Source organism: Janthinobacterium sp. P210006, from assembly GCF_036231885.1.
GTDB lineage: Bacteria > Pseudomonadota > Gammaproteobacteria > Burkholderiales > Burkholderiaceae_D > Janthinobacterium > Janthinobacterium violaceinigrum.
The window spans coordinates 568,748-593,523 of sequence record NZ_JAZARD010000003.1; the positions used below are offsets into that span (position 1 = coordinate 568,748).

General features: G+C 65.1%; 21 protein-coding genes. 6 read left to right on the top strand and 15 right to left on the bottom strand.

What is annotated here, in order from left to right; translation table 11 throughout:
- Positions 1-9 precede the first annotated feature (9 nt).
- From malG to VPH41_RS28475, 5 genes are all read left to right on the top strand, one after another.
- On the top strand, positions 10-900 hold the full coding sequence (malG, locus tag VPH41_RS16590; RefSeq protein ID WP_131377298.1) for a maltose ABC transporter permease MalG: 891 nt from the start codon (positions 10-12) through the stop codon (positions 898-900).
- 2 nt (positions 901-902) lie between these two features.
- On the top strand, positions 903-2,543 hold the full coding sequence (locus tag VPH41_RS16595; protein WP_328570835.1) for an alpha-amylase family glycosyl hydrolase: 1,641 nt from the start codon (positions 903-905) through the stop codon (positions 2,541-2,543).
- The gene (locus VPH41_RS16600; RefSeq protein WP_328570836.1) at positions 2,540-3,451 is read left to right on the top strand and encodes a carbohydrate kinase family protein; all 912 of its coding nucleotides are present in this window, start codon (positions 2,540-2,542) and stop codon (positions 3,449-3,451) included. The genes VPH41_RS16595 and VPH41_RS16600 overlap by 4 nt, the downstream gene beginning before the upstream one ends.
- Positions 3,452-3,545: 94 nt before the next feature.
- Positions 3,546-4,832: an O-acetylhomoserine aminocarboxypropyltransferase/cysteine synthase family protein gene (locus VPH41_RS16605; protein WP_328570837.1), complete on the top strand. Its 1,287-nt coding sequence runs from the start codon at positions 3,546-3,548 to the stop codon at positions 4,830-4,832.
- Positions 4,833-4,881: 49 nt separating this feature from the next.
- The gene (locus VPH41_RS28475) at positions 4,882-5,103 is read left to right on the top strand and encodes an AraC family transcriptional regulator (RefSeq protein ID WP_442906276.1); all 222 of its coding nucleotides are present in this window, start codon (positions 4,882-4,884) and stop codon (positions 5,101-5,103) included.
- An 18-nt stretch (positions 5,104-5,121) separates the two neighbouring features.
- Here VPH41_RS28475 and VPH41_RS16615 read toward each other — a convergent pair whose 3' ends face one another.
- The gene (locus VPH41_RS16615) at positions 5,122-5,925 is read right to left on the bottom strand and encodes an SDR family NAD(P)-dependent oxidoreductase (protein ID WP_328570838.1); all 804 of its coding nucleotides are present in this window, start codon (positions 5,923-5,925) and stop codon (positions 5,122-5,124) included.
- A gap of 180 nt (positions 5,926-6,105) precedes the next feature.
- On the opposite strand from VPH41_RS16615, the gene VPH41_RS16620 reads away from it, so the two are divergent.
- Complete coding sequence (locus VPH41_RS16620; protein WP_328570839.1) at positions 6,106-6,663, top strand: TetR/AcrR family transcriptional regulator; 558 nt, start codon at positions 6,106-6,108, stop codon at positions 6,661-6,663.
- A 92-nt stretch (positions 6,664-6,755) separates the two neighbouring features.
- Here the strand turns inward: VPH41_RS16620 and VPH41_RS16625 are convergent, their stop codons facing one another.
- The 14 genes from VPH41_RS16625 to aspT (VPH41_RS16690) all read right to left on the bottom strand — a co-directional run bounded on the left by VPH41_RS16625 (position 6,756) and on the right by aspT (VPH41_RS16690) (position 24,745).
- Positions 6,756-7,790 (bottom strand): AAA family ATPase, encoded by a 1,035-nt coding sequence (locus tag VPH41_RS16625; protein WP_328570840.1) that lies wholly within the window; start codon positions 7,788-7,790, stop codon positions 6,756-6,758.
- A complete protein-coding gene (locus VPH41_RS16630; RefSeq protein ID WP_328570841.1) occupies positions 7,787-9,148 on the bottom strand; it encodes a capsule biosynthesis protein CapK in 1,362 nt (453 codons plus the stop codon). Before VPH41_RS16630 ends, VPH41_RS16625 begins: the two co-directional genes overlap by 4 nt.
- A 2-nt stretch (positions 9,149-9,150) precedes the next feature.
- Complete coding sequence (locus VPH41_RS16635; RefSeq protein WP_328570842.1) at positions 9,151-9,744, bottom strand: hypothetical protein; 594 nt, start codon at positions 9,742-9,744, stop codon at positions 9,151-9,153.
- Between the two features lie 87 nt (positions 9,745-9,831).
- The gene (locus tag VPH41_RS16640; RefSeq protein WP_328570843.1) at positions 9,832-11,619 is read right to left on the bottom strand and encodes a VWA domain-containing protein; all 1,788 of its coding nucleotides are present in this window, start codon (positions 11,617-11,619) and stop codon (positions 9,832-9,834) included.
- Positions 11,616-12,587 (bottom strand): hypothetical protein, encoded by a 972-nt coding sequence (locus tag VPH41_RS16645; RefSeq protein ID WP_328570844.1) that lies wholly within the window; start codon positions 12,585-12,587, stop codon positions 11,616-11,618. Before VPH41_RS16645 ends, VPH41_RS16640 begins: the two co-directional genes overlap by 4 nt.
- A 9-nt stretch (positions 12,588-12,596) precedes the next feature.
- The gene (locus VPH41_RS16650; protein ID WP_328570845.1) at positions 12,597-13,082 is read right to left on the bottom strand and encodes a hypothetical protein; all 486 of its coding nucleotides are present in this window, start codon (positions 13,080-13,082) and stop codon (positions 12,597-12,599) included.
- Entirely contained in the window at positions 13,079-14,659 is a 1,581-nt protein-coding gene (locus tag VPH41_RS16655) for an AAA family ATPase (RefSeq protein ID WP_328570846.1), read from the bottom strand. Before VPH41_RS16655 ends, VPH41_RS16650 begins: the two co-directional genes overlap by 4 nt.
- Positions 14,660-14,707: 48 nt before the next feature.
- Positions 14,708-15,859, bottom strand: coding sequence for an ABC transporter permease (locus tag VPH41_RS16660; RefSeq protein ID WP_328570847.1), 1,152 nt, complete (start codon positions 15,857-15,859; stop codon positions 14,708-14,710).
- Positions 15,856-17,037, bottom strand: a complete 1,182-nt coding sequence (locus VPH41_RS16665; RefSeq protein ID WP_287778655.1) for an ABC transporter permease — start codon at positions 17,035-17,037, stop codon at positions 15,856-15,858. Before VPH41_RS16665 ends, VPH41_RS16660 begins: the two co-directional genes overlap by 4 nt.
- 6 nt (positions 17,038-17,043) lie before the next feature.
- Positions 17,044-18,018, bottom strand: coding sequence for an HlyD family secretion protein (locus tag VPH41_RS16670; protein ID WP_328570848.1), 975 nt, complete (start codon positions 18,016-18,018; stop codon positions 17,044-17,046).
- The gene (locus VPH41_RS16675; RefSeq protein ID WP_328570849.1) at positions 18,018-19,445 is read right to left on the bottom strand and encodes a TolC family protein; all 1,428 of its coding nucleotides are present in this window, start codon (positions 19,443-19,445) and stop codon (positions 18,018-18,020) included. The genes VPH41_RS16670 and VPH41_RS16675 overlap by 1 nt, the downstream gene beginning before the upstream one ends.
- A 183-nt stretch (positions 19,446-19,628) precedes the next feature.
- Positions 19,629-21,242 (bottom strand): bifunctional aspartate transaminase/aspartate 4-decarboxylase, encoded by a 1,614-nt coding sequence (locus VPH41_RS16680; RefSeq protein WP_152282680.1) that lies wholly within the window; start codon positions 21,240-21,242, stop codon positions 19,629-19,631.
- A 76-nt stretch (positions 21,243-21,318) separates the two neighbouring features.
- Complete coding sequence (gene aspT / locus VPH41_RS16685; protein ID WP_152282679.1) at positions 21,319-23,007, bottom strand: aspartate-alanine antiporter; 1,689 nt, start codon at positions 23,005-23,007, stop codon at positions 21,319-21,321.
- A 55-nt stretch (positions 23,008-23,062) separates the two neighbouring features.
- Positions 23,063-24,745 carry an aspartate-alanine antiporter gene (gene aspT / locus VPH41_RS16690; protein WP_328570850.1) on the bottom strand — a complete coding sequence of 561 codons (1,683 nt, stop codon included), beginning with the start codon at positions 24,743-24,745 and terminating at the stop codon, positions 23,063-23,065.
- Between the last annotated feature and the right edge of the window lie 31 nt (positions 24,746-24,776).

The following is a 24,776-nucleotide window of genomic DNA, read 5'->3' on the forward strand; positions in this document are numbered from 1 at the left end:
GGACCGACCATGGCTATCGTTGTCGACCGTTCCAACCGCTGGCGCATCCTGGCGGCCCACGTCGCCGTGATCGCGCTGATCGCGCTGGTGATGTTTCCCTTCCTGATGATCTTGTCGATCTCCCTGCGGCCCGGCAACTTCGCCTCGGGCAGCCTGATCCCGCCCGAGATCAGCTTCGAGCACTGGCGCCTGGCGCTGGGCATGTCCTACCAGGCGCCCAACGGCACCCTGGTCGAACCGGACTTCCCAGTGCTGCTGTGGCTGTGGAATTCCATCAAGGTGGCCAGCATGAGCGCCACCGTCACCGTGCTGCTGTCGACCACCTGCGCATATGCGTTCGCGCGCATGCAGTTCCGCTTCAAGTCGCAGACCCTGTCCGCGCTGATGCTGCTGCAGATGTTCCCCGCCGTGCTGGCCCTGGTGGCCATCTACGCCATCTTCGATGTGCTGGGCAGCTATGTGCCGTGGCTGGGCATCGACCACCACGGCAGCCTGGTGCTGGCCTATACGGGCGGCATCGCCCTGCATATCTGGACCATCAAGGGCTACTATCAAACCATCCCCGTGGAAATCGAGGAAGCGGCCAAGGTCGACGGCGCCACGCAGTGGCAGGCGTTTGTCTACGTGCTGCTGCCGATGACGGTGCCCATCCTGATGGTGGTGTTCCTGCTGTCGTTCATCGGCGCCATCATCGAATACCCGATCGCTTCCGTGCTGCTGCATGAGCAGAACAACCTGACCCTGGCCGTCGGCTCGAAACTGTTCCTGTACGAGCAAAAATACCTGTGGGGCGACTTTGCCGCGGCAGCCATCCTGTCCGGCCTGCCCATCACGGCCGTGTTCCTGCTGGCGCAGAAGTGGATGATCTCCGGCCTGACGGCTGGCGGCGTGAAAGGCTGACCATGCGCAGCGCCCTGACTACGCTGGCCGCCCTGTTACTCAGCGCTTCGGCGCAGGCAGGGAGCTTCGCAGACAACCCCATCGTCTATTTTGCCGTGACGGACCGTTTCGCCAACGGCAATCCCGGCAACGACCACAGTTATGGCCGCGCGGCCGACCCGCAAGGCGGCGATGCCGGCAGCTTCCACGGCGGCGACATCGCCGGCATCACGCAGCAGCTCAAGGCCGGCTATTTCCGCGACCTGGGCGTCAACGCCCTGTGGATCACGGCGCCGTACGAGCAGATCCACGGCTGGGTGGTGGGCGGCAAGCAGCAATTCCAGCACTACGCCTACCACGGCTACTGGGCGCTCGACTACACCACCATGGATGCCAACATGGGCACGCGCGAAGAGCTGCGCGAGATGATCGACACGGCCCACGCGCAAGGCATCCGCGTGCTGTTCGACGTGGTGCTGAACCACCCCGGTTACGCGGACTTGCGCACCCTGGTGCAATACAAGGTGCCCGTGCTGTGGCCCGGCCACGAAAAAGCCACCTTGCGCGATTATCACAGCTTCATCGACTACAACAACTTCGAATTCAAGCAATGGTGGGGCCCGGACTGGGTGCGCGCGGGCTTGCCCGGCTACCCGGACGGCGGCAAGGACGATTTCACCATGCAGCTGGCCTATCTGCCCGACTTCCGCACGGAGAGCGGCAAGGCCGTGGGCTTGCCGCCCATCCTGCAGCGTAAAAGCGACACGCGGGCCGTGGCCCTGCCCGGCACCAGCGTGCGCGGCTACCTGGTGCACTGGCTGGCCGACTGGGTGCGCGAATTCGGCGTCGACGGTTTCAGGGCCGACACCGTCAAGCACGTGGAGCCGGCCAGCTGGCTGGCCCTGCGCGCGGCCGCCACCGATGCCCTCAAGGATTGGAAAACCCGCCACCCGCAGCAGAAAATCGACGACTCTGCGTTCTGGATGACGGGCGAAGCGTGGGGCCATGGCCCCGAGCGCAGCAGCTGGCACGACGCGGGCTTCGACTCGATGATCAATTTCGACTTTCAAAACCGCGCCGGCGCGGACTGGAAAAGCATCGACGGCGTGTACCGCCAGTACGCGACTTTGCTGGGCAAGCGCATGGGCAATGAACCCCGCTACGACATCCTGTCGTACATCTCGTCGCACGACACGAGCCTGTTCCCGCGCGGGCAATTGCGGCACGGCTTGTCCGCCCTGCTGCTGGCGCCGGGCGGCGTGCAGCTGTTCTATGGCGATGAAAGCGCGCGCCAGCCTGGCGCGGCGCCCGTCGGTGACGAGCAGCAGGCCACCCGCTCCGACATGAACTGGAACTCGATCGATGGCGCCACCCTCGCGCATGCGCGCAAGCTGGGCCAGTTCCGTTTGCGCCACCCCGCCCTGGCGCGCGGCGAACATCGCTTCATCAACGACAAGCCGTACGCGTTCGCCCGCGTGATCGATGGCGACGCCGTCATCGCCGTGCCCGAAGCCCAAGGCGCGCTCGAACTGAAGGTGCACGGCGTGTTCGCCGATGGCACCCGGCTGCGCGACGCCTATGCGGATCAAACCTATACCGTCAAAGACGGCGCCGTCGCGGTGAACGCGGCCGGCACCGTCCTGTTAGAAAAGGCAGCACCATGAGCAGCTATGACATTTTAGTGGTCGGCGGCGCCGGCATCGACACCATCGTGCGCGTCCCCGACCTGCAATTGCCCGTGGCCGATTCGCTGCACGTGCCGCCCATCCACGACTACGTGGCGCACACGGGCAACGGCGTGGCGCTCGGCTGCCATGCGCTGGGCCTGCGCTGCAAGTTCATCGATTTCATCGGCGACGATGCGCAAGGCGCGGCCATCCTGCAGCGCTACAAGGATGCCAAACTCGATTTTTCCCATCTCGTCGAACCGTCGGGCACGCGGCGCAGCGTCAACCTGGTCGACCCGCAAGGACGCCGGCTGTCGCTGTACGACGGCCGCCACCCGGAAGACGTGCGCATGCCCGCCGCTTTTTATCTTCCCTACCTGGGACCGGCCCGCCATGCGCACTTTTCCATCATGGGCTGGGTGGCCGAGCTGTTTGACGACGCGCGCGTGTGCGGCACCAGCGTGTCAACCGACCTGCACGACTGGGATGGCGTCAATCCGCACCACAAGGTCTTTGCCCTGCGCGCCGACCTGGTCTTCCTCAGCACGGCCGCACTGGGCGAGCGCACGCAGTCCGTCATGCGGGCCATCGTGGCTGAAGGGCGCGCGCAGGCCGTGATCGCCATGGCGGGCGCGGATGGCGCGTACGTGCTGGAACGGGGCAGCGAGACAGTGCGCCACACTCCGGCCGCAGGCTTGAACTTGCCCGTGGTGGACACGAATGGTGCGGGCGACTCGTTCGTCGCCGCCTTCCTGCACGCCTGGCTGGCTGGTGCGGGCATCGACGCGGCCATGCGCCGCGGCGCCATCGGCGGCGCGTTTGCCTGCGCCCAGCATGGCACGCACGAACGCTTCATCGGCCGGGCGGAGCTCGATGACTTATATCAAGACAGCACTAGCTTATGACTTAAAATTCTATCAAGCGTGATAACTTGGTAACGGGTGCATGGCACAATGGCTGCGGATTTCACCACCGCATACCATCGACACCGGAGACCACATGAGAATCGAAACCCTGGCCGTGCACGCCGGCTACACCCCCGACCCGACCACCAAGGCCGCCGCCGTCCCCATCTACCAGACGGTGGCCTACGCCTTCGACAATGCCCAGCATGGCGCCGACCTGTTCGACCTCAAGGTGGCCGGCAATATCTACACGCGCATCATGAATCCCACGCAGGACGTGCTGGAAAAAAGGGTCGCGGCGCTGGAAGGCGGCGTGGCCGCGCTGGCCGTCGCGTCGGGCATGGCGGCGATCACCTACGCGATCCAGACCATCGCGGAAGCGGGCGACAATTTCATCTCCGCCAGCCAGCTGTATGGCGGCACCTACAACCTGTTTGCCCACACCCTGCCGCAGATCGGCATCGAAGTGCGCTTCGCCGACGCGCGCCAGCCCGAGACCTTCGCCGCGCTGATCGACTCGCGCACCAAGGCCATCTTCTGCGAATCGATCGGCAACCCGCTGGGCAATGTCACGGACGTGGCGAAGCTGGCCGAAATCGCGCATGCGCACGGCATCCCGCTGATCGTCGATAACACGGTACCGAGCCCCTACCTGTTCCGTCCCATCGAGCATGGCGCCGACATCGTCGTCCATTCGCTGACCAAATACCTGGGCGGCCACGGCACCACCGTGGGCGGCGCCATCGTCGACAGCGGCAAATTTCCATGGTTTGATCACAAGGAGCGCTTCAAGCGCCTGAACGAACCGGACGTGTCGTACCACGGCGTCGTCTATACGGAAGCGTTCGGCCCCGCCGCCTTCATCGGCCGCGCGCGCGTCGTCCCGCTGCGCAACATGGGCGCGGCCATCTCGCCCTTGAGCGCCTTCCAGCTGATCCAGGGCATCGAGACCCTGGCCCTGCGCATGGACCGCATCTGCGACAACACCCTGGCCCTGGCCAAACACCTGAAGCAGCATCCGAAAGTCGCGTGGGTCAATTACGCGGGCCTGGAAGACCATCCGGACCACGCGCTGGTGAAAAAATACATGCGCGGCCGCGCCTCGGGCATTCTGTCCTTCGGCCTGAAGCTGGCCAGCGGCGAAGATCCCCGCGCGGCCGGTGCCCGCGTGCTCGACGCCCTGCAGCTGTTTACGCGCCTGGTCAACATCGGCGACGCCAAGTCGCTGGCCACGCACCCGGCCTCCACTACGCACCGCCAGCTCAATGCCGAAGAACTGGCCAAGGCGGGCGTGTCCGAAGACATGCTGCGCCTGTCCGTGGGCATCGAGCATATCGACGACCTGCGCGAAGACCTGGAGCAGGCCTTGAACGCGGCGTAAGCCTCTTTTCTACGCCATCCGGAGGGGACTTCATGCCATCATCGGCGGCATGAACTCCCCTTCCTCTCCGCCGGAACAGGCTACGCCCGGCCAGTTCCGCGCCGAATACGCGCGGCGCATGAATGCCGTGCTTGACCATATCGACCGCCACCTGGACACGCTGCTGGACCTGGCCCAGCTGGCCGACGTCGCGCATTTTTCCCGCTTCCATTTTCACCGCGTATTCGCCGCCTGGATGGGCGAAATCTGCATCCTCGTACGCCCCCTGTAGCTTTCTCTCTCGCGAGTCTCAGCCCGCGATGCCATAGCGCGATGCCGGCTTGCCGCGCATCGCGCCTTCGAACAGGGCCAGGCGGGCAGCGTCAAAACGCTCCCAGAGTTCCTTGTCTTCCACGGAGGGCAAGGTCACCAGTTCGCCCTGGTCCAGGCCGGCCAGCGCCGCATCGACACAGTCTTCGGCGCGCATGATGGTGGCCTGGTCCAGCTGCGCCAGGGGCACGCCGCTCAATTCCCAGATTTCCGTCGCCGTCGATGCGGGCAGCACCAGCTGCACCACGATGCCCGTGCCGGCCAGCTCCTGCTGCAAGCCGCGCGTCAAATTCATCACATAGCCCTTGGTGGCGCTGTAGATCGTGCTGACGGGCAGGATGTGGAAGGACAGCACGGAACCGATATTGATGATGGTGCCGCTGTTGCGCTGCTTGAACCGCGGCAGCACGGCGTAGCTGAGCTCGGCCACGGCCGTCACGTTGACCTTGTCCATGGCGGCGACGCCCGCTTTCGGCGTATCGGCGACGGGCGCCAGAGTCGAGGCGCCCGCATTATTCACCAGCATGGTGATGGCCGGATTGCTGGCCAGTTCTTCGGCCACGCGCTGCAGGTCGGCCGCTGCGGACAGGTCCGCCGCCATGGCGCGCACGGACACGCCATACTTTTCCGCCAGCGACTTGGCCAGCACGCCCAGGCGTTCGACCCGGCGCGCCACCAGGATCAGATCGAAGCCGCGGCTGGCCAGGCGGTCCGCATACACGGCGCCCAGGCCCGACGATGCGCCAGTGACGAGGGCCGTGCCTGGTGTATTGACTGTACTCATGATGATTCCCTTTGTAGTTGGTAAATTCGAATGAATGGTTTGCAGCACGACGGACCAAACATGATGATCATCATGTTTTGATGCGACATTAAACATGACGATCATCATGCTTAATGTCGCAAGCATGACGTACGTAATGTATGATGTCAACAGAAATTATTTAATGACCGGGAGAACACCATGCGATACCCAGCGGCCGAAACGGCAGAAAAACACCAGCGCATCCTGCAGGAAGCGGCGCGGCTGTTCCGTGAACAGGGTTTTGACGGCGTCAGCGTGGGGCAGATCATGAAGGCGACGGGACTCACGCATGGCCCCTTCTACAACCACTTCGCTTCGAAGGAAGCGCTGATGGCGGAAAGCACCCTGCACGGCTCGGAGCACTCGCGCGCGGCGCTCGATGCGGCAACCATCAGTCCGGAAGCCATGCGCCAGTATGTGCGTGACTATGTAAGCGCGGCCCACCGCGATGCGCCGGGCAACGGCTGCCTGCTGGCGGCGCTGGCCGGCGACGCGCGCAAGCAGCCGGCAGTGCTGCCCGCCTTCACCTTCCACCTGAAATCCATCATCGGCAAGCTGGCCACGCATTTCCCGTGGCAGAAAAAACGCAACCCGCGGCAGGAGGCCATCGTCATGCTGTCGGCCATGGTGGGCGCCGTGGCGCTGGCGCGCACCGTCGATGATGCCGCGTTTTCGGACGAGATACTGGCGGCGGTCAGCACCGCATTTACACAGTAGGTCGGATTAGCGGCGCAAGCCGCGTAATCCGACAGCATTGTTGGCGTATATAGTAATGTCGGATTACGCTCCGCTAATCCGACCCACGCCGATCACGCCGCCGCCAGCACCTGCGCCACCTGCCCCACCCTGTCGGCCACCGAACCTGACACACTGACAAAGGCGATCCCCCGCCGCGCCAGCTCCGCCTGGTACCACGCATGCTGGCGCAGCCTGAAGCTGTCGTCGCGGCGCGTGCCATCCTGGATGAAGGGGAAATCGGGCGCGCACAGCACGACCAGGTCATACGCATGGCCAGCCAGGTCCAGCAGTTCCGCCTCCGCCTTGCCGAACATCTCGACGCAGTAAAAATACGTGGTCAGGGGCGAGGTATCGCAAAACAGCCAGCGCTGCGCCTGCATGGCGGCTTGCGCTTCGCGGCGCAGCTGTTCCCTGCCGATCTTCAGCAGATCGTCGTAGACCAGGATGCCATCCTGGCTTTCCCACAGCTCGCGGCCATACTCGGCTACCCAGGGGCAGCCGAAATGGGTCGACAGCGCGGCCGCCAGAGTCGTCTTGCCGCTCGACTCGCCACCGAGCACGCATACGCGCGTGACGAGACTGGCGCGCACCAGGGGCGACAGGAAGGCGCCGTGGGCCTGCGGATCTTGCCGCACCAGGGTGCCGGACACGGGCACCAGCGTTCTCGCCTGGTCCACGCTGACATGCGCCACCGGCGCGCGTGCATAATGCCGCTCCAGCACGCGCGCAAAGCCGGGGCCATAGTCTTCGCTGCTGAACACGGCGTCGACGGGCAAGTCCAGCACCGTCCAGCACAACCAGCCCATGAAGTGGCGATGGTCGTCGCCATCGTCATCGTTGTGCGGGAGCGTGCGCGCAGGCACGCCGCGCGCCGCGCACAGGGCGGCCAGGCGCGCATCGTCGAGCACCACGATATGCGCCTGCGGAAATTGCGCGCGCAGCCACCCTTCCCTGCGCGCCGGGTCCAGCCCGGGAAATTCAGGTTTCGTGTAGCTGACCACCAGCAGTTCTTCGCTGGCTTCCCGCGCGCGATTGATCAACAGTTCGTGGCCCTTGTGCAGCGGGCAGAATTTGCCGACCACGAGGCCGCGCTTATAGAGATTCATGCCGCCGCTTCCCGCAAATCCGAGGTGTATTGAATGATCTTGTCTTCCGCCAGCAAGGTCTCGACCGTGATGGCGCCGAAGAACGGCGCGAGCAAGGCGCGCGCCCGGTCCGCCTGCGGCATGGCGTTCGGCGCCAGGCGCAGCACGACGCTGCCATCGCCATGCTGGTGCACGCCGAACACGGCGATGGCCAGCGGCTTTAGCGCATGCGTGATGTCGATATTATTGATCCACTCGCCGCTGGCCGTCCGGTAGCGCAAGGGGCTGCGGCCCGCCAGTCCCACCAGCACGGGACCATGCGGGCCATGCGCCAGCGACGCATAGTCGCCCGTGCGGTAGCGCAGCAGGGGCAGGCAGAAATTGAAACCGCCCGTCACGGTGATTTCGCCGCGCGTGCCAGTCGGCACGGGCTGACCGCCGGCGTCGAGGATTTCCACGTACAGCCGGTGCTGCAGCAGCACGTGGCCGCCCGCCTGTTCGTCGTAGACGGCCACGGGGCCCACTTCATTGAGCGAATAGATATCGAGCACGGGACAGCCGAACCTCGCTTCGAGACGCGCGCGCATGCCCGGCAACAGCATCATCGAGACGGACAGCAGCGCGGCGGGCTTGTGCGTCATCGGCAAGGTCAGCAGTTCGGCAAACGAGATGGGGTCGCCCGCGATCAGCTCGGGCGCCATGGCGTCGAGGTAGCGCGCGCGGTCGTCCGGGTCGCGCCAGTCGTCCACGTGCAGGTTGATCTTCGCCAGGCCCGATTCGTGCATCGTGGGCGTGACGGAGACATAGGTGAAGCAGCGGCGCTGGTGCCCCAGCAGCATCACGCCCACCTGGCCCGCGCCATGGCGCAGGGTCACGCCGAAGCGGCGCAGCGCGCGCTTGTGGAAAGCCAGGTAGCGCCCCGCCACCAGCGGGTGCGAGGCGATCAGCAGCGGGTGGCCCGTGGTGCCCGTCGTCTGGAAATTGATCATGCGCGCCAGGTCCGCATCGTCGGGCACGAAGGCGGCGATATCGTGCGCCAGCTCGGCACGGCTGATGGGCGCCACGTCGGCAAGGCGCGCGGGCGGCGAACCGCAGGCGCGGTAATACGGCACCGTGGCGTAGGCCGCCTTGAGAAAACCGGGCAGCCAGGCCGGCGGCGCGGCCGCGCTCCAGTCTATCGCCGCATCCATGACTTCCTGTTCGTAGGCGCGCAAGGCCGCCACTTCCGCCGCCTGCAGCTTGTTGCCGCTGCGGTTGCGGTAGCGGGGCGCCGCCGGGTGGCTGCGCAGTTTTTCCAGCATGCGCGCGCCCGCCTGCGTCAGGGTGGGACAGTAATCGCGGTCCGATTCCCAGGCGCCACCCGGCAGATTGGCATCCACGCTCATTCGCGCGACCACTTGTCGGCCGATTCCTCGGCTGCCTTTTTCGCCAGCGCCTCGCGGATTTCCCGCGCGCGCTGTTCGGCCAGCCGGCTCGCTTCGAGCAGGCGGCGGCGCTCCGTGCCGCTGATGGCGGACAGGCGGTCCGTGGCCTGCGCCACGCTTTCCTCCGCGGGACGGAAACCCAGGCGCGCCAGCACGATGCGCGCCAGCTCCTCGCGCCGCTCGGGGTCTTGCGTGAACTGGTGCGCGGGCGTGGCCGCGGCCAGTTCGCGCACCGCCTCGCCCAGCACCTGCAGCAGGTCCTGCTGCGGCAGCTGCTGGCCGATGAACCACGCGTCGGCCAGCAGCCAGCACGCGATCATGGCCAGGGCCAGCCGGTTGCGGTCCGCCTTCACCTGCGCGCCGAGAAAGCCCTGCAGGGACGCGGCCGGCGCGCGGGCGCCATGCAGCAGCAGGATGTCGTTGACCAGCGCGGCAACCGCCACCGCCTGCGCGTTGGCGACGCCGGAGATGTGCGGCTCGGCGAGGAATTCGGCGGGCGTGTCGGCCAGCCGGTGGGTCAGGGTTTCGAGGTGGGGTCCGATTTGCATCATGATGTCTTTACCTCAACCCAACGGCAAATACTGGGGTCAGACCCGCCGGGTCTGACCCCGGAATTTTGCTGCGCATATTCATCCTGTTTAGCTCTTCACATAGTGGCGGCGGCTGAACGCCCGCGCAAAGTCCAGCAAATCCTCGTAGCGCTCGACGGCATGGATATCCCAGCCCTGTTCGCGGCGCGCGCGTTTCAGGTCGTCGTAGGTCTGCTGCAGCCACTTGTGGCTGGCCGCGCCATCCCAGCCGCGCTCGAGGTTCAGGGCCATGGTGCCGCCCACGCCGCCCTGGGCCAGCGCTTTCGCCGCAATATCCCAGCCGCTGTTGCCCAGTTCATCGTCGTCGAACATGGTGGTGATGCCATCGTCCGAAATCATCAGGATGTGCGCAGGCCGTTCGCGCTTGCCCGCATAGGTCTTGCGCAGGCAGTGAATGGGGAAACAGGTGCCGCCGCCAAAAAATCCCGTCAGCACGCCCAGGATCATGTCTTCATCGCGCACGAACCCTGGCGTCTGCATCACCTCGTTCTTGCCGCTCCACAGGGTCACCTGCACTTTCGCGCCCGCGCGCAGGGCGGACAGCGCGATGACGGCGCCCGCCAGGGTCAGGAACGAGGTGTGCGCCTGCGGGTTCGGCATGGAACCGGAACTGTCCACGTACATGTCCAGGTCGACGGGCATGGCGTCGATGGCGCGCGCCGGTTCGCGGCCATACACGCGGCGCACGGTGGTCACGCCCGGCACGGGGCGCGGCGACTGCATCACCGATTGCAGCCAGTCGATGTCTTCCAGGGGATCGCCGGTTTCCCACGGCTCCAGCCCTTCCATCTGCGGTTCCTGCGACTCGGGCACGGGGCGGCGGGGAAACGCCACCAGGTGCGGCAAGGCCCGCTCGCGGTAGTAGCGGATGGCGATTTCATGGTCGCTCAGGTCCACGCCCGAGGCTTTCAGGATGTCTCCCAGTTCGAACGGTTCGCGCAGCTGGCCGCCCGCCGCCCTGGCCGGCGCATCGCCCTGTGGCGCTTCGCCATCGAGGCCCGAGATGCGCTTGTCGTGCACGGGATGGATGGCGCCGTCCTCCTCGTCATCCTCGATCTGCTGCGCGCCGTACGTCTGGCAGCCGCGCGCCGCGTCGCGCGTGTCCTGCAGATAGCGGCTGGGGTCAAGACTGCCACCGAGGGCGTCCGTATCCTCGACCAGGTAAGGCAGCAGCAGGGTGGCGAAGCGCCCCGCCGCCAGCATCCAGTCGTTCGCATACACGCGTATCAGGCGCGCGCCCAGCCAGGCATCCGTGTCCAGGCGCTCGTCCAGATTGTCGCCAGCCAGCTCGCCCTTTTCCAGCTGCCACAGGTTTTCATAGATGCGCATGTACAAGGTCCACACGCCGCCGCTGGCCTTCGCTTTGCCATCCGCCGCCGCCTCCCTGCCCTGCTGCAGCTTGCGGTAGATGTCGGCCATGCGCAGGTTCGCCTGGCGCTGCAGGCGGTCGTTGATGAACAGGTCCGTGTACAGGTTGGCCACCATGGGCGCGTGCTGCTCCAGGGTGGGCAAGGCGCGGCGCATGCGCGCCAGCAGGCGGAACTGGTCGCCGGCGCTGCCCGGCGCGAGGATGTGGTGGCCAATTTCATGCGCGAGCACTTCCAGCGCATAGTCGTCCAGTCCCAGTTCCGCCACCAGCGCCAGGTCCACCACCACGCTCTGGTCCAGCAAGCGGATCATGGCGAAGCTGCCGGACAGGCCCTGCTCGCTGGCCTGGACGCGGCTGGCGCACAGGCTGGGATCGCGCAGCCGCGTAAACTTGCTCCACACGGCAAGGGCTGCGGGCCAGGCGGCGCGCCAGGCGTCGATCAGCGCGGTATCGGCATCGTTCTTCATGCGAGCGGCAGCAGGCGGATCGCGTGCGTCCAGGGCGAGGTGATGGCCAGCGTATGCGCATTGGCGGCCAGGGCGATGTCGCCGGCAGGCAGGTCGAGCGCGATGCTGCGCGCGCCGATATGCACGCTGGCGCCGTCCACGCGCACGAATGCTGGCACGCCGGTTTGCGCCAGCGCGTATTCTTCCGCCGTGGCGCCATGCAGCACGGCGCCGTAGGCGTCGGCCACCAGCAGATAATGGCGCTCCGCGCTGCGCACGACAAAGCCATCCGGCGTGGCGCGCACCTGCGGCGGTGTGCCGAAGTCGCCACCGAGGCCGCTGAAGCTGCCGAACTCCCTACCCTCGGCATTGCCGCGCCACGGATAGTCCAGCAACTGCGCGTGGACCTGCGGCCAGTGCGCGCCCGGTTCGCCAAAGGCGGCCAGCGCCAGCTCATGCGGCAAGGTGTCGGCGGCGGCCAGCGCGCCCTGGCGGAAATGCGCGACGCCGGCGCGCCAGGCCAGCACCTGGCCCACGGCGCGCAATTGCGCCAAGGTCGCGACCTGCGGCGCCAGGGCGGCCAGCTCGCGCTGCCATTGCGAGGGGCGCGCGCCCGCCACGCCGCCCACGTGAATGGCGGCGTTGCTCAGCATGCCCAGCACCTCGATGGGAGCCGTCGCCAGCAGCGGCGCCAACGCCGGCGCCAGTTCGCGCCAGACGGTATTGAGGAAGGGATTCTTCGCGGCCGGCCCCGCCAGGCCGTGGCCAACCAGCTCCAGGGCCATGTCGTAGGCGGCCAGGGTCACGCTGCCCGCGCGCTCGGGCGCGGCAGCGGCTACGGCCGCCACCAGCGGATCGACGCCGTCGTGCAAAAAAACGCCGAAGGCAGCCATGTCGAGCGAGGGAAAGCGCCGGCGCGCTTCCGCCGCGCGGCCGTTGAACTGGGCGCGGCCGCTGGCAAGGATGGCCGCAAAGGCAGAAGAAATCATCGCCATCCCTCAATCGCTATGCGAAAAATGCAGCAGATAGCGTTCGCTCCCCGATTCGAACGCAATCTCGTCCCAGTGGATCGCATACCAGGCGCCAGGCGGCACGGTCATCGTCACGGCGTGCACAGTGAATCCGGCCAGCGACATGTCCAGCGCGTCGAGGAAGGCGTTGACGAGGCAGGCGCGGAAACGGTCCGGCGGCGCCGTCCGCATGTGCTCCGACGAGAAAAACCAGCGCTGGCACATCTGCTCCAGGTGCGCGCGCCCGCACGGCGCCACCGTGATCTGCCACAAGGGCGCCGGCAGCGCGCGCGCCGGGAAGCCCACATGCAGGGCGTAATCTTCCACGCGCAAGCCCAGCGCCGTGAGCAGGTCGGGCGCATCGGGCAGCCGTTGCAGCTCGTAGGTCGCGCACAGGTCGCTGGCCTCGCCGTTCAACATGGCCAGCGCGTCGAGAAAACCGCGGCAATGGTCGATGTTCAGTGCGGAATTCATTGCGAACGCAGCCAGCTGCGGTAATTCGTATAGCGCTGGTGCAGATATTTGAGCTTCAGCAGATCGTCGTACAGGGGACCGTACAGTTTTCTTCCTTTGGTACGCTCGCCGATCAGCTTTTCGATGCGGTTCAGGCGCGCCAGGGTCTCGCGTTCGCTGACGCCATCGAGACCCAGGTCGAATTCGGCCGACAGCACGCCGACGGGATCGTCGCGGTCCAGGTCCAGGCGGTTGAATTCATCGTTCGACAAGTCGAACAGGCGGCGCAGCCAGCCCAGCCTGTCGCTGCGGTAGGCCGCGTTTTCCGGCAGCGCGAAAAATGGCGCGTCCGGGTCCGGCTGCAGCTTGTTATGCAGGACGAACGGCAGTACCTGGCGCAGGTCTTCCAGCTCCACTTCGCCATTGCCGCGGAAGTAGCTCATGGCCTTGGCGTAGATCAGCAGCGCCATCAGGGTGCGCACGGAAATGCCATTCAAGGTCTGGCAACCCAGGTCCTTCAGGCGGTCGCGCCCATTGTCGGCCGCCTGCGCGGCGCCACGGTCGGCGCCCGACAGGCGGGCCGTATCCTTGGTCATGTATTCGAACTGGCCTCCCGCCGTCTCGAACAGTTCGAACTGGCTGGCGAAAAACTCCAGGCGGCGCCGCACGGCCTCGGGCACCGCAACCTGGCGGATATCGTTGCCAATCTGATCCACTTCTGCTTCCGTGAAGATGATATCGGGCGGCACCAGCTCCTCGGGCCGCACGTTTTCCTCCACGCGCAGCAGCAGTTCGTTCAGGAAGCGGGGATTGAAGGCCAGCGCCTGCACCGTCACGTCGACCCGGTCGCGCAGCGCTTCGATCACCTGGTAGGTGCCGCCGCCCTGGTCGTCGTTGGCCGTCAGATACCAGGCCGCTTCCGGGCATTCGTAGATGTGGTTCAGCACTTCCGCGTAATTGTCGCCCATCACGGTGAGCAGCGCGCTTTGCGTGCGCGTGGGGATCCGGTTGTATTCATCGACGATTTTCACGCGCATGCCCAGCCAGGCGCGCCAGGCGATGCGGATATCGTCCATGCTTTGCGCGTTGACCAGGTCGGCCGGCAGCGGATTGCCCAGCAAGTCGGCCACCGTCATCTGCGGATGGCCATGCTGCATGGCGCGCTTGACTTCCTTGACGGTGGAACCGGCCAGCACGCCCATCAGCAAGGCGCTGGCCGTCTTGCCACGCCCCGGCCCGCCCACGAACAGGCATTTGCGCCGCGTGGCAAACGTCAGCAGGGGCAGCAAAATAAAACTGGAATAGCTTTGCGCCGACGGCAGGTTCAGGGTGCGGCGGCTGTCGCCCACGGCATACGTCTGCGACGGGCCATCGTTGTACTCGATGTCGTAATGGGGGCTGATGATGGCGTGGTTGACGATCCAGAAATATGCCTGGCGCAGCTTTTCATCGAAAGGCCGGGCTTGCGCCTCGCCTTCTGTTCCCAGCGCGATGGGTCCCTGGTACAGGTCCGCCACGTCGAACTGCCGCGCGGCAGGCGCCGCCTTGGGCTTGGTGGGAGCTTGGGACAGGCGCTGGAACAGATTAAAGGCTGACATGATGGACAGGCAACGTGGCGGAAGTGAAATTATTGCATATCGGCCCAGTTACGCCTTGTTCAAATCAACAGCAACTTCTTCCATCATGCGCCAGCGCCGCCAGCCCAGCGCCACGCAGGCAAGCAGCAAGGCCAGCAGCCCCACCACTTCATGGCGGATTTCATACAGCGAGGCGCCCATCTGATTGAGCGCGACAAAGCCCTGGATGCCGGCCGTCGATGGCAGCAGCCAGCGCAGCCATTGCAGCACGACGGGCATGGACGAGACGGGCCAGGTCAGGCCCGCGAGGAACAGCACGGGCATCGACGTGGCGATCATCAGCTGCGTGCCCCGCTCGCGCGTGCGGAACAGCATGCCCAGCAGCATGCCGAACGCTGCTTCCGCCAGCGAGAACAGCACCAGCAGCAAGAGCATGCCGCCAAAGTTGCCGCCACGGGGGTAATCCTGGAACCAGAAGACAAAGCCGAAGAAATAGCAGCAGTTGAGGAAGGCCACGCAGGCAAACGCCAGCAGCATGCCCGCATAGCCGCCCGCCGTGCGCTTGCCCGGCACGGGAAAGGCCTTGCGCTGGTACCAGGTGCCGAACAGCATGGTCATGCCGATCAACAAGGTCTGCTGCACGATCAGGGTGGCCACGCCCGGCACGACATAGGCGCCATAGCCTTCCTTGACGTTAAACAGGGGCACGGCATCGAAGGTGATGGGCGAGCGCTGCTGGCTGGCCTGCACGGCCGAAGGCGTGCCCGCGCCCAAACGCTTGAGTTCAATCCCGGCCGACACCGTGCCCACCACTTCGGCCAGCCCGTTCAAGGCCACCTTGTTCAGCATCAGGTACAAGCCATTGCCCGCCACCTGCGCATGGGCGGCGCGGCCGGCCAGCACGTCCGTCTGCAAGCCGTCGGGAATGATCAATACACCCATGACCTGGTCGCGCCACAATAAATCCTGTGCGACGGGCAAGTCCGGCGTGACGGCCACCACGTGCAGCGAGGGATGGGCCATGGCAAAGCGCGTCAGCTGGCGCGACATGGCGCTGCGGTCCTGGTCGACGACGGCCACGGGCACGCGCTGGACGATTTCCGTCGAGTACGGCAGCGGATAAAAAAACGAATAAATGATGCCGCCGATAAACAGCAAGGTCAGCGCGCCCTTGTCCGTCAGCATGGCGCGCCAGGTGGCGACAAAGGCGGACCAGATCATGTGCGCCCCCAGGCCGCAGGCGCATTCGCGCGGCGCGCCAGCAGCAGCACGCCCACGGCGCCGCAGCCGATGGCGATGCCGGCCAATATCAGCATTTCCTGCACGCCATAGCGCCACGGTGCGCCGGCCAGCCAGTATTTCGTTTGCAGTTGCAGATAATGCGTGAGCGGCAAGGCTTCCGCCCAGGCGCGGGCCGGCGCGGGCATGGCCATCAAAGGAAAGGCCTGGCCCGCAAACGCGAACGCCGGCGCCGTGATGAAGGCGGCGCCCGACAGGGCCAGGCGCAGGGACAAGGTGGCGGCGATCAGCAAGGTGGCCAGGCCGCAATACGCGAGCACCAGCAGCAGCATGCTCAGCAGCAGCGCCGGCAAGCTGCCTGCCACGGCCCAATCCCGCGCCAGGCTGAAGAAGAGCAGATACAGCAGCGCCAGCGCGCAGTAGGCGACGAGCGGAAACAGCAGCTTGGCGCCGACGGCACGCGGCCAGCTGCCACGGGCCGAGGCCAGCCATTGCGGTACCGTGCCGTCGCGCAACTCGCGTCCGATGGACGTGACGACGGCGACGACGATGAAAATCTGCAGCATGGCCGGCATCAGGGCCAAGGTCAAAAACGCTTCATAGCTGATGTTGTCGTTGTACAGGCTGTTCAAGGTGGTGCGGATAGGCTCGAACTGGGCCGCCGCCTGCACGCCCGACATGCCTTTTTTCATGCGCGCCGTCATCTCGATACCGGCCGACAAGGTCGTGCTGACCGTGCGCACGTCGCGCAGCAAGGCGCCCGCATGCGAGGAAAACTGCGCGTTGTACAGCCATTGCACGGTGGCTTGGCGGCCGCCCAGCAGTTTCTGTTCGAAATCGTTCGGGATCAGCAGATAGCCGAAAGCCTTGCGCTCACGCAATTGATGGAGCGCTTCGTCGCTGGACGCCACCTTGGCCGCGACCTCGATGCCGGGCGAAGCGTCGAGCCAGCGCGTCAACTGGCGCGACAAGGTCGAGTTATCGTTATCGATGACGACGATGGGCAAGTCGCGCGCGATACCGGCGGAAAAGACCAGCCACAATATGCCGCACAGCACGACCGGAATCCAGCTGAGCATGCCGAAATCCCAGAAGTCGCCGCGCAGCCGCCGCCACTCGCGTGCCAGCGCCGAAACCGGCTCTTTATCCGCTTCGTTCATCGGCGATCAGAGCGGCGGAAACACGACCGACATGCCCGGACGCAAGCCCTCGACCTTGATGGCGGGACGCAAGCGGATTTCAAACGTGCGCAAGTCCGTGCCGCCCGGACGGGCCGCGCGCCACGTGGCAAAATCGGGCAGCACGGCCACGGAACTGACCTTGAAACTGAGCTGCTGTTTCAGGGCCGGCACGTTCGCCGTGTGCGTGCTGCCCATGGCAAACGCGGCCATTTCATCTTCGCGCACTTGCAGCACGGCCCAGGCGTCGTCGAGGTTCACCAGGGTAATGACGGGGAAACCTTGCGGCGCCAGTTCACCGGGCTGTATCTGGATCTTGCTGACCTGGCCTGCCACTGGCGCAGCGATCTTCGTTTCCGCCAGCGCGATCTGCGCTTCCGTCAGCACGGCGCCCACCTGGCGCGCCTGGGCGGCCGCGGCCGTCTTGTCTTCCGGACGGGCACCCTTTTGCGCCATGTCATATTGCGCACGGGCAGCTTGCGCCAGCTGGTCGGCAGCGCGCCATTGCGCTTCCGCTTCATCACGTTTCTGGCGCGCAATCACGCCTTGCTCGAACATATTATTGACGCGGGTAAAGGTGGTGCGGGCGATGGTGGCGCCCGTCTGCGCCCGTTCCCAGTTGGCTTTCGCGGCCGTGATTTCCTCGGGCCGCGCCCCCGCTTCCGCCTTCTTCGCCACGGCATCGGCCGCCTGCGTGGCGGCCGTCGCTTGCGCGATCTTCGCGTCCACTTCCGGACTCGTCAGCTGAAACAGCACCTGGCCCTTCGGCACAGTCTGGCCCAGCTTGACATACAGCTCGCCCACCCTGCCCGGCACTTTCGACGACACATTGACTTCCTGCGCATCCATCTGCCCCTGCAACGGCAGGCGCTGCGGCTGAAACGCCTGGTACAGGCCCCAGCCCACGAAGGCCAGGACAATGACGGCGCCGACTATGGCCAATGGTTTTTTGGATGTGCTCATTATTTGGTGTCCACAGGTAATTGGATGTCGGCCGCTGCCGCCAGGCTGCCCAGGCGCTGCGTCTCGCCCGTCGCTTCCAGCAATTGCGCCAGCCCCATCACATAGTTATAGGCTGTCTGCGCGCGCTGCGTTTCCACCTTGGCCAGGTTCAGGCGCGCGTCGACCACTTCCAGCGACGTCACTTGCCCTTGCTGGAAAGCCACGGTTTGCAGGCGGATATTTTCGCGCGCCAGCTCCACCGAGGACGCCGTGGACAGGTACTGGATGCGGGCGTTTTCCAGCGCGCGCCAGTTCTTTTCGATCAGGGTGGGAATGTCGCGCTCGGCCTGGCGGGCCACCACTTCCACCCGTTCCTGGTCCAGCTTGGCGGCAGCGATCATCTTGCCCGTATTGATGCGGTGCACGAGCGGCACGGACACGACGAGGCCGATGGCCCAGTTCGAGCGCACGAGCTTTTCGTTGCCGCGGTTTAAATTGTAATTACCGATGGCAAACACGGTGGGCGCATATTCCTTGCCGTGCAGCTTCAACGCCTGTTCGGCCTGCACGCGCTTGCTGTCGATCTTCTTCCAGTTCGCGTTTTCGCGCATGCCCGTGCTGATAAACGATTGCAAGGTACCGACCGGCAAGCTGTTGACGAACAGGGGCGTGCTGGGACGCACTTGCGTATTGACGGCGAGCAAACGGTCGAGCGCCACCTGCGCGATTTCCTCATCGCTGCGCGCCTGCGCCTCGTCGCTGCGGGCGCCGTCCAGGGCCACGTCGGCACGCAGGCGTTCCGCGCGCGAAATCAGGCCGCCCTTTTCCAGCTTGGCCGCGTCGCGCTGGTGTTCCGTCACGCCGGCCGTCACTTCGGCCCGCACGGCCACCACCCGCTTGGCCAGCAGCAATTGAAAATAGCGCTGCGCCACCAGGGTGGCCAGCTGCTCTTCCGCTTCCGTGCGCTCGGCCTGCGCGGCCAGGGTCAGGCTGGAAGCGAGTCCCTTGACGGCGTCCAGCCGTCCGCCCGTGTAGATGGGCCACATGCCCAGCAAGCCGAACGAAGTCAGGTCCGTCACCACTTCGCGGTTCAGGGAATTGGGAATGTGCGGCGTAGGCAAGCCGGGAATGGGCGGCAGCACGGATTCGATGCCGCCCACGACGCCGGACAGGCCGCTCGTATCGATGTTCAAGTCCGTCGACAAGCGGCCGCGGAACGCCGTCAAGTCCACGGACGGGCCGTCGATATTCGACAGCGCCTCGGCCTTGAGTGTCTTCGCGCGCACGTCGAGCGCGGCGCCCTGCACGGCGCCCGAGGCCGCAGCCGCTTGCTGCAGCGCTTCGTTAAAGCTCAGCGGCGCGCCGGCCGGCTGTTGCGCCAGGGCCGGCATGGCCGCGCCCACGGCGGTGGCCAGTAATAATGAGATGTGTGCTTGCAATCTGCCCATGTAGCGTCCAGTCAATGAATGAGGGGAAAGCACGGGATTGCCATGTTTATACTTTCACAATAGCAATTATATGCAAGGATGTCTATTTCAGCCTGCACTATTGCTTACTGCCGCTGACACGTCAAAACGGGCGCCTCTTGCGGGGCGCCCGTTGGCGTCAGTCAATGTGCGTCCGCTTGCCGTTTATTTCTTCGGCTTCTTGGCGCCCTTGCCCGCCTTTTCCTTTTCAAACACGGCAAAGAACTCGGATGCCATGCCACGGATGGCGCGGCCGATATTCGCATAGTCGTATTCGTTCAGGTTGGCCAGCGACACGCGGCCCGACGGATGCGTGGTGCCGAAGCCGCGGCCCGGCAACAGGATGACACCCGTTTCCTCGGCCAGGCGGAACAGCGCCTCGTTCGGTTTCAGCTTTTTCAGCAGCCACTGCGAGAATTCCTCGCCATGCATCTGCGCGGCCAGCGATTCCATGTCCAGCAGGTGGTAGTAACGCACGGAATTGGCGTCGTGCACCATCGGCAAGCCCAGTTCGCGGTACAGCGCTTCCTTGCGGCGCAGCACGATGCGCTTCATCGACTGCTTGTACTTCTGCTCTTCATCCATCAGCGAGAACAGCGAGAACAAGGTCATCTGCGCCTGCACGGGGGTGGACAGGCCGGCCGTGTGGTTCAGCGCCACGGTACGGCTGTCGGCCACCAGGCGGTCGATGAATTTGAGCTGGCGGGGCTCCGTCGTGATGGAATGGTAGCGCGCGTCCAGCTGCTTCTTGATGGTTTCCGGCAACTTGGCAATCTTGTCGTCCAGTACGTTTTTCTCGTGCGTGGCCACCACGCCCATGCGCCAGCCCGTTGCACCGAAGTATTTCGAGAACGAATACACGAGGATGGTGTTGTACGGGCACATGGCGAACAGCGAGACGAAATTGTCGGCAAACGTGCCATACACGTCATCGGTGAGGATGATCAGGTCCGGACGCTTCTTGATGATCCTGGCGATGTATTCCAGGGTCTCGTCATCGATCTTGACGGATGGCGGATTGCTGGGGTTGACGAGGAAGAAGGCCTTCACTTTCGGATCGAGCAGCTTGTCCAGCTCTTTCTTGGTGAATTGCCAATTGTTCGATTGCGGCGCATCGATGTGCACGGTGTTCAGCTTGTAGTCGTTCAGCTGGGGAATCTCGATGTACGGCGTGAAGATCGGCATGCCCAGGGCGATGGTGTCGCCTTCCTGGATGATGTGGTTCGATTTCAGGCTGGAAAACAGATACGTCATGGCCGCCGTGCCGCCTTCGACGGCGTACATGTCGAAGTTGCCGACGAAAGGATGGTCGCCCACCATTTCACGGTGAATATACTGGCCCACGATCTTCTCGGACAGGCGCAGCATGCGGTCCGGCACGGGATAGTTGCAGCCGAGGATGGCTTCGCACATTTCATAGATGAAGTCGCCGGCGCTCAGGCCCAGCTGGTCGCGCACATACGACACGGCCGCCTCGATGAAGTGCACGCCGGGTGTATCGGCATGCTTGCGCACGAAGATTTCAAAGCGGGCCTCGATGCCCTCGCGCGTGGGGAAGCCGCCCACGTCTTCCATGTAGACATAGGAGCGTTCCGCTTCCGTCATGGCAAACTGGCCGAACTGGAAGAAACCGTGGCGTGGCGTGGTTGCCAGGAAATTCGGGTTGCCGCGGCCTGCGTTCAGCATCAGGCGGTTGCTTTGCTTGGCCGTCTGGATCAGCGCATCCTTCAATTCGAATGGGCTCAACAGCGCGAGTTTTGCTGGGTTACTGAAATCCATTTCTGCTACTCCTTATCAACTAACAATTTGGGGAAAGCCCCGCACAGGCGGCTCGGGTCCTGCAGATACGCCCGACTCAGACGAAGGCCACCACCAGGGGGCCCAGCAAGGTCAGGAAAACGTTGGCCAGCGCATACGTGATGGCAAATGGCACGGTGGGAATCGAGTTTTGCGCCGCATTCAGCACTTCGCCAAACGCGGGATTGGCGCTGCGCGAACCGGACAAGGCGCCGGCAAACACGGCAACGTTGTCATAGCGCAAGATGTAGCGGCCGATCAGCATGGTCAGGATCATGGGCAGGATGGTCACGACGACGCCCACGCCAAACAGGGTCAGGCCGTGTTCGCGCACGGTTTCCACCGCTTGCAGGCCCGACGTCAGGCCGACGACGGCGACAAAGCCGGCCAGGCCCAGGTCCTTGAGGATTTGCACGGCGCCGCTGGGCATGTAGCCGAACGTCTGGCGCTTGGCGCGGAACCAGCCGAAGACCAGGCCCGACAGCAGCACGCCGCCGCCGCTGCCCAGGGTCAGCGGAATCGAGCCGATGCGCGCCACCAGCAAGCCCACGAGCAGGCCGACGACGAGGCCGGCGCCCATGTAGACGAAGTCCGTCTTGGCGCTCGGCACGATCATGTAGCCCACTTCGGCCGCCACGCGCTTGACGTCCTGCTCGGCGCCATAGATGGTCACCACGTCGCCCGTCTGCACCACGGTTTCCGATTGCATGGGCAGGATCTTGCCCATGCGGCTCAGCTGCACGACAAAGATGCCGTGACGCACGCCCGGCGCCGTGGCGCTGCGGATTTCACCCACCGTCTTGTTGTGGTAAATCTTGTTGGTCAGCACCATGTCGCGGCGCTGCATGACCAGTTCCATGCCTTCGACGGCATGCAATTCCTTGCCCAGCTGGGAAGACACGCTGAGCATCGCTTCGCGCCGGCCCACCAGCAGCACGATGTCGTCGGCTGCCAGCACCAGGTCGGGGCTGACGTCGATGATCTGGCCATTGCGTTTCACGCGCTCGATGGTGATGGCCGTGTTCGGATGGGCACTCTCGATGTCCGCCACGGAGCGGCCGGCGCCCGGGCCCACGTCGTAGATGCGGCCGATCAGGTCGGGCGCGGCCGGCGTCTGGCCCGGCCCCAGCACCTGCACGCCCGCCTGCAGCGCCGTTTCCGCCTTGATCGCATCTTCGCGGATGGTGCGCCCCATGAGCTTGGGCAAGATGTTGACGCAGACGATGATGGCGCCAAACGAACCGAACACATACGTCACGGCATAGCCGACGGCCACGTTGCCCTGCAGGCGCGCCACCTCGTCGGCAGCCAGGCCCAGCTTGGTGATGGCGTCGCCGGCCGTGCCGATGATGGCCGACTGCGTCAGGCCGCCCGCCGCCACGCCTGCCGCCAGGCCCTTGTCCAGGCCGAAGATCTTGGCCATGATGACCACCGTCAGCAGCGCCGTCACGGCCAGCACGACGGCCAGGATGATTTCGCGCACGGACTGGCGGCCCAGGGAATTGAAGAACTGCGGTCCGCTTTCATAGCCGACCGCATAGATGAACAGCGCAAACAGCACCGATTTGACGCCGGGATCGATGGCGACGCCCACCTGGCTGACGAGCACCGCCACCAGGAGTGAGCCGGCGACCCCGCCCAGCTGAAACGAGCCGAACTTGATCTTGCCGATGTAGTAACCCGCTGCCAGGGAGAGAAACAAGGCAATTTCAGGCGACTTCTTGAATAACTCGTGCAACCATTCCATGCTGACCGCCTTTCATGTTGAAGGAATTCTTGTTACATCCGCCGTGGCGGACGGCTTACGCGTGCACCGACCCGGCCAGGGCCACGATGAGGGGCCCCAGCAAAGGCAGCACCACGTTCGAGATGGCATACGTAATCGTGTAGCCCAGCAAGGGCGTGGAATTGCCGGCCGCATTCTGCACGGCCGACAGGGCAGGCGTGCTGCATTGCTGACCAGCAATGGCGCCCAGCAGCACGGGCGCTTCCAGCTTGAGGAAAAAGTGGCCGACCAGCAAGGACAGCGAGGCGGGGATGACGGCGATCAAGATGCCCATCAAGGGGAGCGACAGGCCGTACTGGCGGATCAGGTCGATTGCCTGCGGCCCCGATGCCAGGCCCACGCAGGCGATGAAGGTGGCCAGGCCGATATCTTTCATCATGTCCAGCGCGCTGGGGGGAATGCCCGGCATGCCCGGTTTTCGCGCCTGGTACCAGCCGAACACGAGGCCCGTCAGCAAGGCGCCGCCGCCCGTGCCCAGCGAAAAGGGAATGCCCCCCAGCTTGGCGGTAAAGCCGCCGATATACACGCCCAGCACGATGCCGATGCTCGCATACACGATATTGCTGCGCTCGCCCGTGGGCACGCGCTTGCCGATGGCGGCCAGCGCCGTGTTCAGCTCGCGCCCTTCCGTCGTGCCGTACAGGCGCAGCACGTCGTCGCGCTGCAGGGAAAGATCAGGCAGCGGCGGCATGCTGTGCTCGCCGCGGATGACGGCCGCCACATGCACGCCGGCCGGCAAGGCCAGCTGGCGCAAGGGCTGGCCCACGAGGGCCGCCTGCTGCAGCACCACTTCCACGGCGGAAACGGCCATGTTCAGGCCCGTCGTGTCGGCAAATTCTTCGCCCAGGATGGCTTCGGCCGCCACCAGCGCGGGACGGTGGCCGATCACCAGCACCTCGTCATTGTTGCGCAGGCGCAGTGCCGGTTCCAGGACCAGCACCTTGCCATGGCGGCGCACGCGCGTGATGCTGGCGCGGCCCGCGAAGATATGCTGCAGGGCATCGAGGCGGCGTCCCGCGCCCCGGCTGATGCGATAGGCGCGGCCCACCATTTCCGGCGTTGCCTGCACCCCGTCGCCATCGGTCTGCGCGCCGCCCATCTTTTCCCACAGCTTGTCCGCTTCCTCGCGCAGGTTGACGCGCAGCAGCAGCGGAAAGATCTGGCTGGTGACGATGACGATGGCAATCAGGCCGAAGATGTACGTGATGGAATAGGCGGTGACCACGTTGGCCTGCAGCTCGGCGATGCGCGCCGCCGGCAGCGCCAGCTTGGAAATGGCGTCCGTGGCCGTGCCGACGACGGCCGATTCCGTCGCTGCGCCAGCCATCATGCCGGCCGCCGTGCCCTGGTCCAGGCCCAGGAAGCGCGTGGCCAGCAGCACCAGCGCCAGCACCACCACCACTTCGATCAGGCACAGCAGCCCCAGGCGCAAGCCCTTGGCATTCAGGTTGGCAAAGAACTGGGGACCGCCCGCATAGCCGAGGGCAAAGATGAACAGCATGAAGAAGACATTCTTGACGCTGGCGTCCAGGGTGATGCCCAGCTGGCCGATCAGCAGCGCGGCGATCAGGGTGCCGCACACCCCGCCCAGCTGGATGGGACCGAAGCGTATCTGCCCGACCGCGTAACCGAGGGCCAGCGCCAGGAACAAGGCCAATTCCGGAACCTGGTGCAATACCGACGCGATCGAATCGAGCATGGACAAACCTTCGAAAAGAGACGGATGGTGA

Excerpts from the sequence above, each read along its gene's own strand:
- VPH41_RS16650 (WP_328570845.1), bottom strand. The coding sequence starts at position 13,082 with ATGAATTCCGCACTGAACATCGACCATTGCCGCGGTTTTCTCGACGCG.
- VPH41_RS16635 (WP_328570842.1), bottom strand. The coding sequence starts at position 9,744 with ATGATGCAAATCGGACCCCACCTCGAAACCCTGACCCACCGGCTGGCC.
- VPH41_RS16670 (WP_328570848.1), bottom strand. The coding sequence starts at position 18,018 with ATGAGCACATCCAAAAAACCATTGGCCATAGTCGGCGCCGTCATTGTC.
- VPH41_RS16600 (WP_328570836.1), top strand. The coding sequence starts at position 2,540 with ATGAGCAGCTATGACATTTTAGTGGTCGGCGGCGCCGGCATCGACACC.
- VPH41_RS16660 (WP_328570847.1), bottom strand. The coding sequence starts at position 15,859 with ATGATCTGGTCCGCCTTTGTCGCCACCTGGCGCGCCATGCTGACGGAC.
- VPH41_RS16595 (WP_328570835.1), top strand. The coding sequence starts at position 903 with ATGCGCAGCGCCCTGACTACGCTGGCCGCCCTGTTACTCAGCGCTTCG.
- VPH41_RS16680 (WP_152282680.1), bottom strand. The coding sequence starts at position 21,242 with ATGGATTTCAGTAACCCAGCAAAACTCGCGCTGTTGAGCCCATTCGAA.
- VPH41_RS16620 (WP_328570839.1), top strand. The coding sequence starts at position 6,106 with ATGCGATACCCAGCGGCCGAAACGGCAGAAAAACACCAGCGCATCCTG.
- malG (WP_131377298.1), top strand. The coding sequence starts at position 10 with ATGGCTATCGTTGTCGACCGTTCCAACCGCTGGCGCATCCTGGCGGCC.
- VPH41_RS16615 (WP_328570838.1), bottom strand. The coding sequence starts at position 5,925 with ATGAGTACAGTCAATACACCAGGCACGGCCCTCGTCACTGGCGCATCG.
- VPH41_RS16645 (WP_328570844.1), bottom strand. The coding sequence starts at position 12,587 with ATGATTTCTTCTGCCTTTGCGGCCATCCTTGCCAGCGGCCGCGCCCAG.
- VPH41_RS16605 (WP_328570837.1), top strand. The coding sequence starts at position 3,546 with ATGAGAATCGAAACCCTGGCCGTGCACGCCGGCTACACCCCCGACCCG.
- VPH41_RS16655 (WP_328570846.1), bottom strand. The coding sequence starts at position 14,659 with ATGTCAGCCTTTAATCTGTTCCAGCGCCTGTCCCAAGCTCCCACCAAG.
- aspT (WP_152282679.1), bottom strand. The coding sequence starts at position 23,007 with ATGGAATGGTTGCACGAGTTATTCAAGAAGTCGCCTGAAATTGCCTTG.
- aspT (WP_328570850.1), bottom strand. The coding sequence starts at position 24,745 with ATGCTCGATTCGATCGCGTCGGTATTGCACCAGGTTCCGGAATTGGCC.
- VPH41_RS16675 (WP_328570849.1), bottom strand. The coding sequence starts at position 19,445 with ATGGGCAGATTGCAAGCACACATCTCATTATTACTGGCCACCGCCGTG.
- VPH41_RS28475 (WP_442906276.1), top strand. The coding sequence starts at position 4,882 with ATGAACTCCCCTTCCTCTCCGCCGGAACAGGCTACGCCCGGCCAGTTC.
- VPH41_RS16625 (WP_328570840.1), bottom strand. The coding sequence starts at position 7,790 with ATGAATCTCTATAAGCGCGGCCTCGTGGTCGGCAAATTCTGCCCGCTG.
- VPH41_RS16640 (WP_328570843.1), bottom strand. The coding sequence starts at position 11,619 with ATGAAGAACGATGCCGATACCGCGCTGATCGACGCCTGGCGCGCCGCC.
- VPH41_RS16665 (WP_287778655.1), bottom strand. The coding sequence starts at position 17,037 with ATGAACGAAGCGGATAAAGAGCCGGTTTCGGCGCTGGCACGCGAGTGG.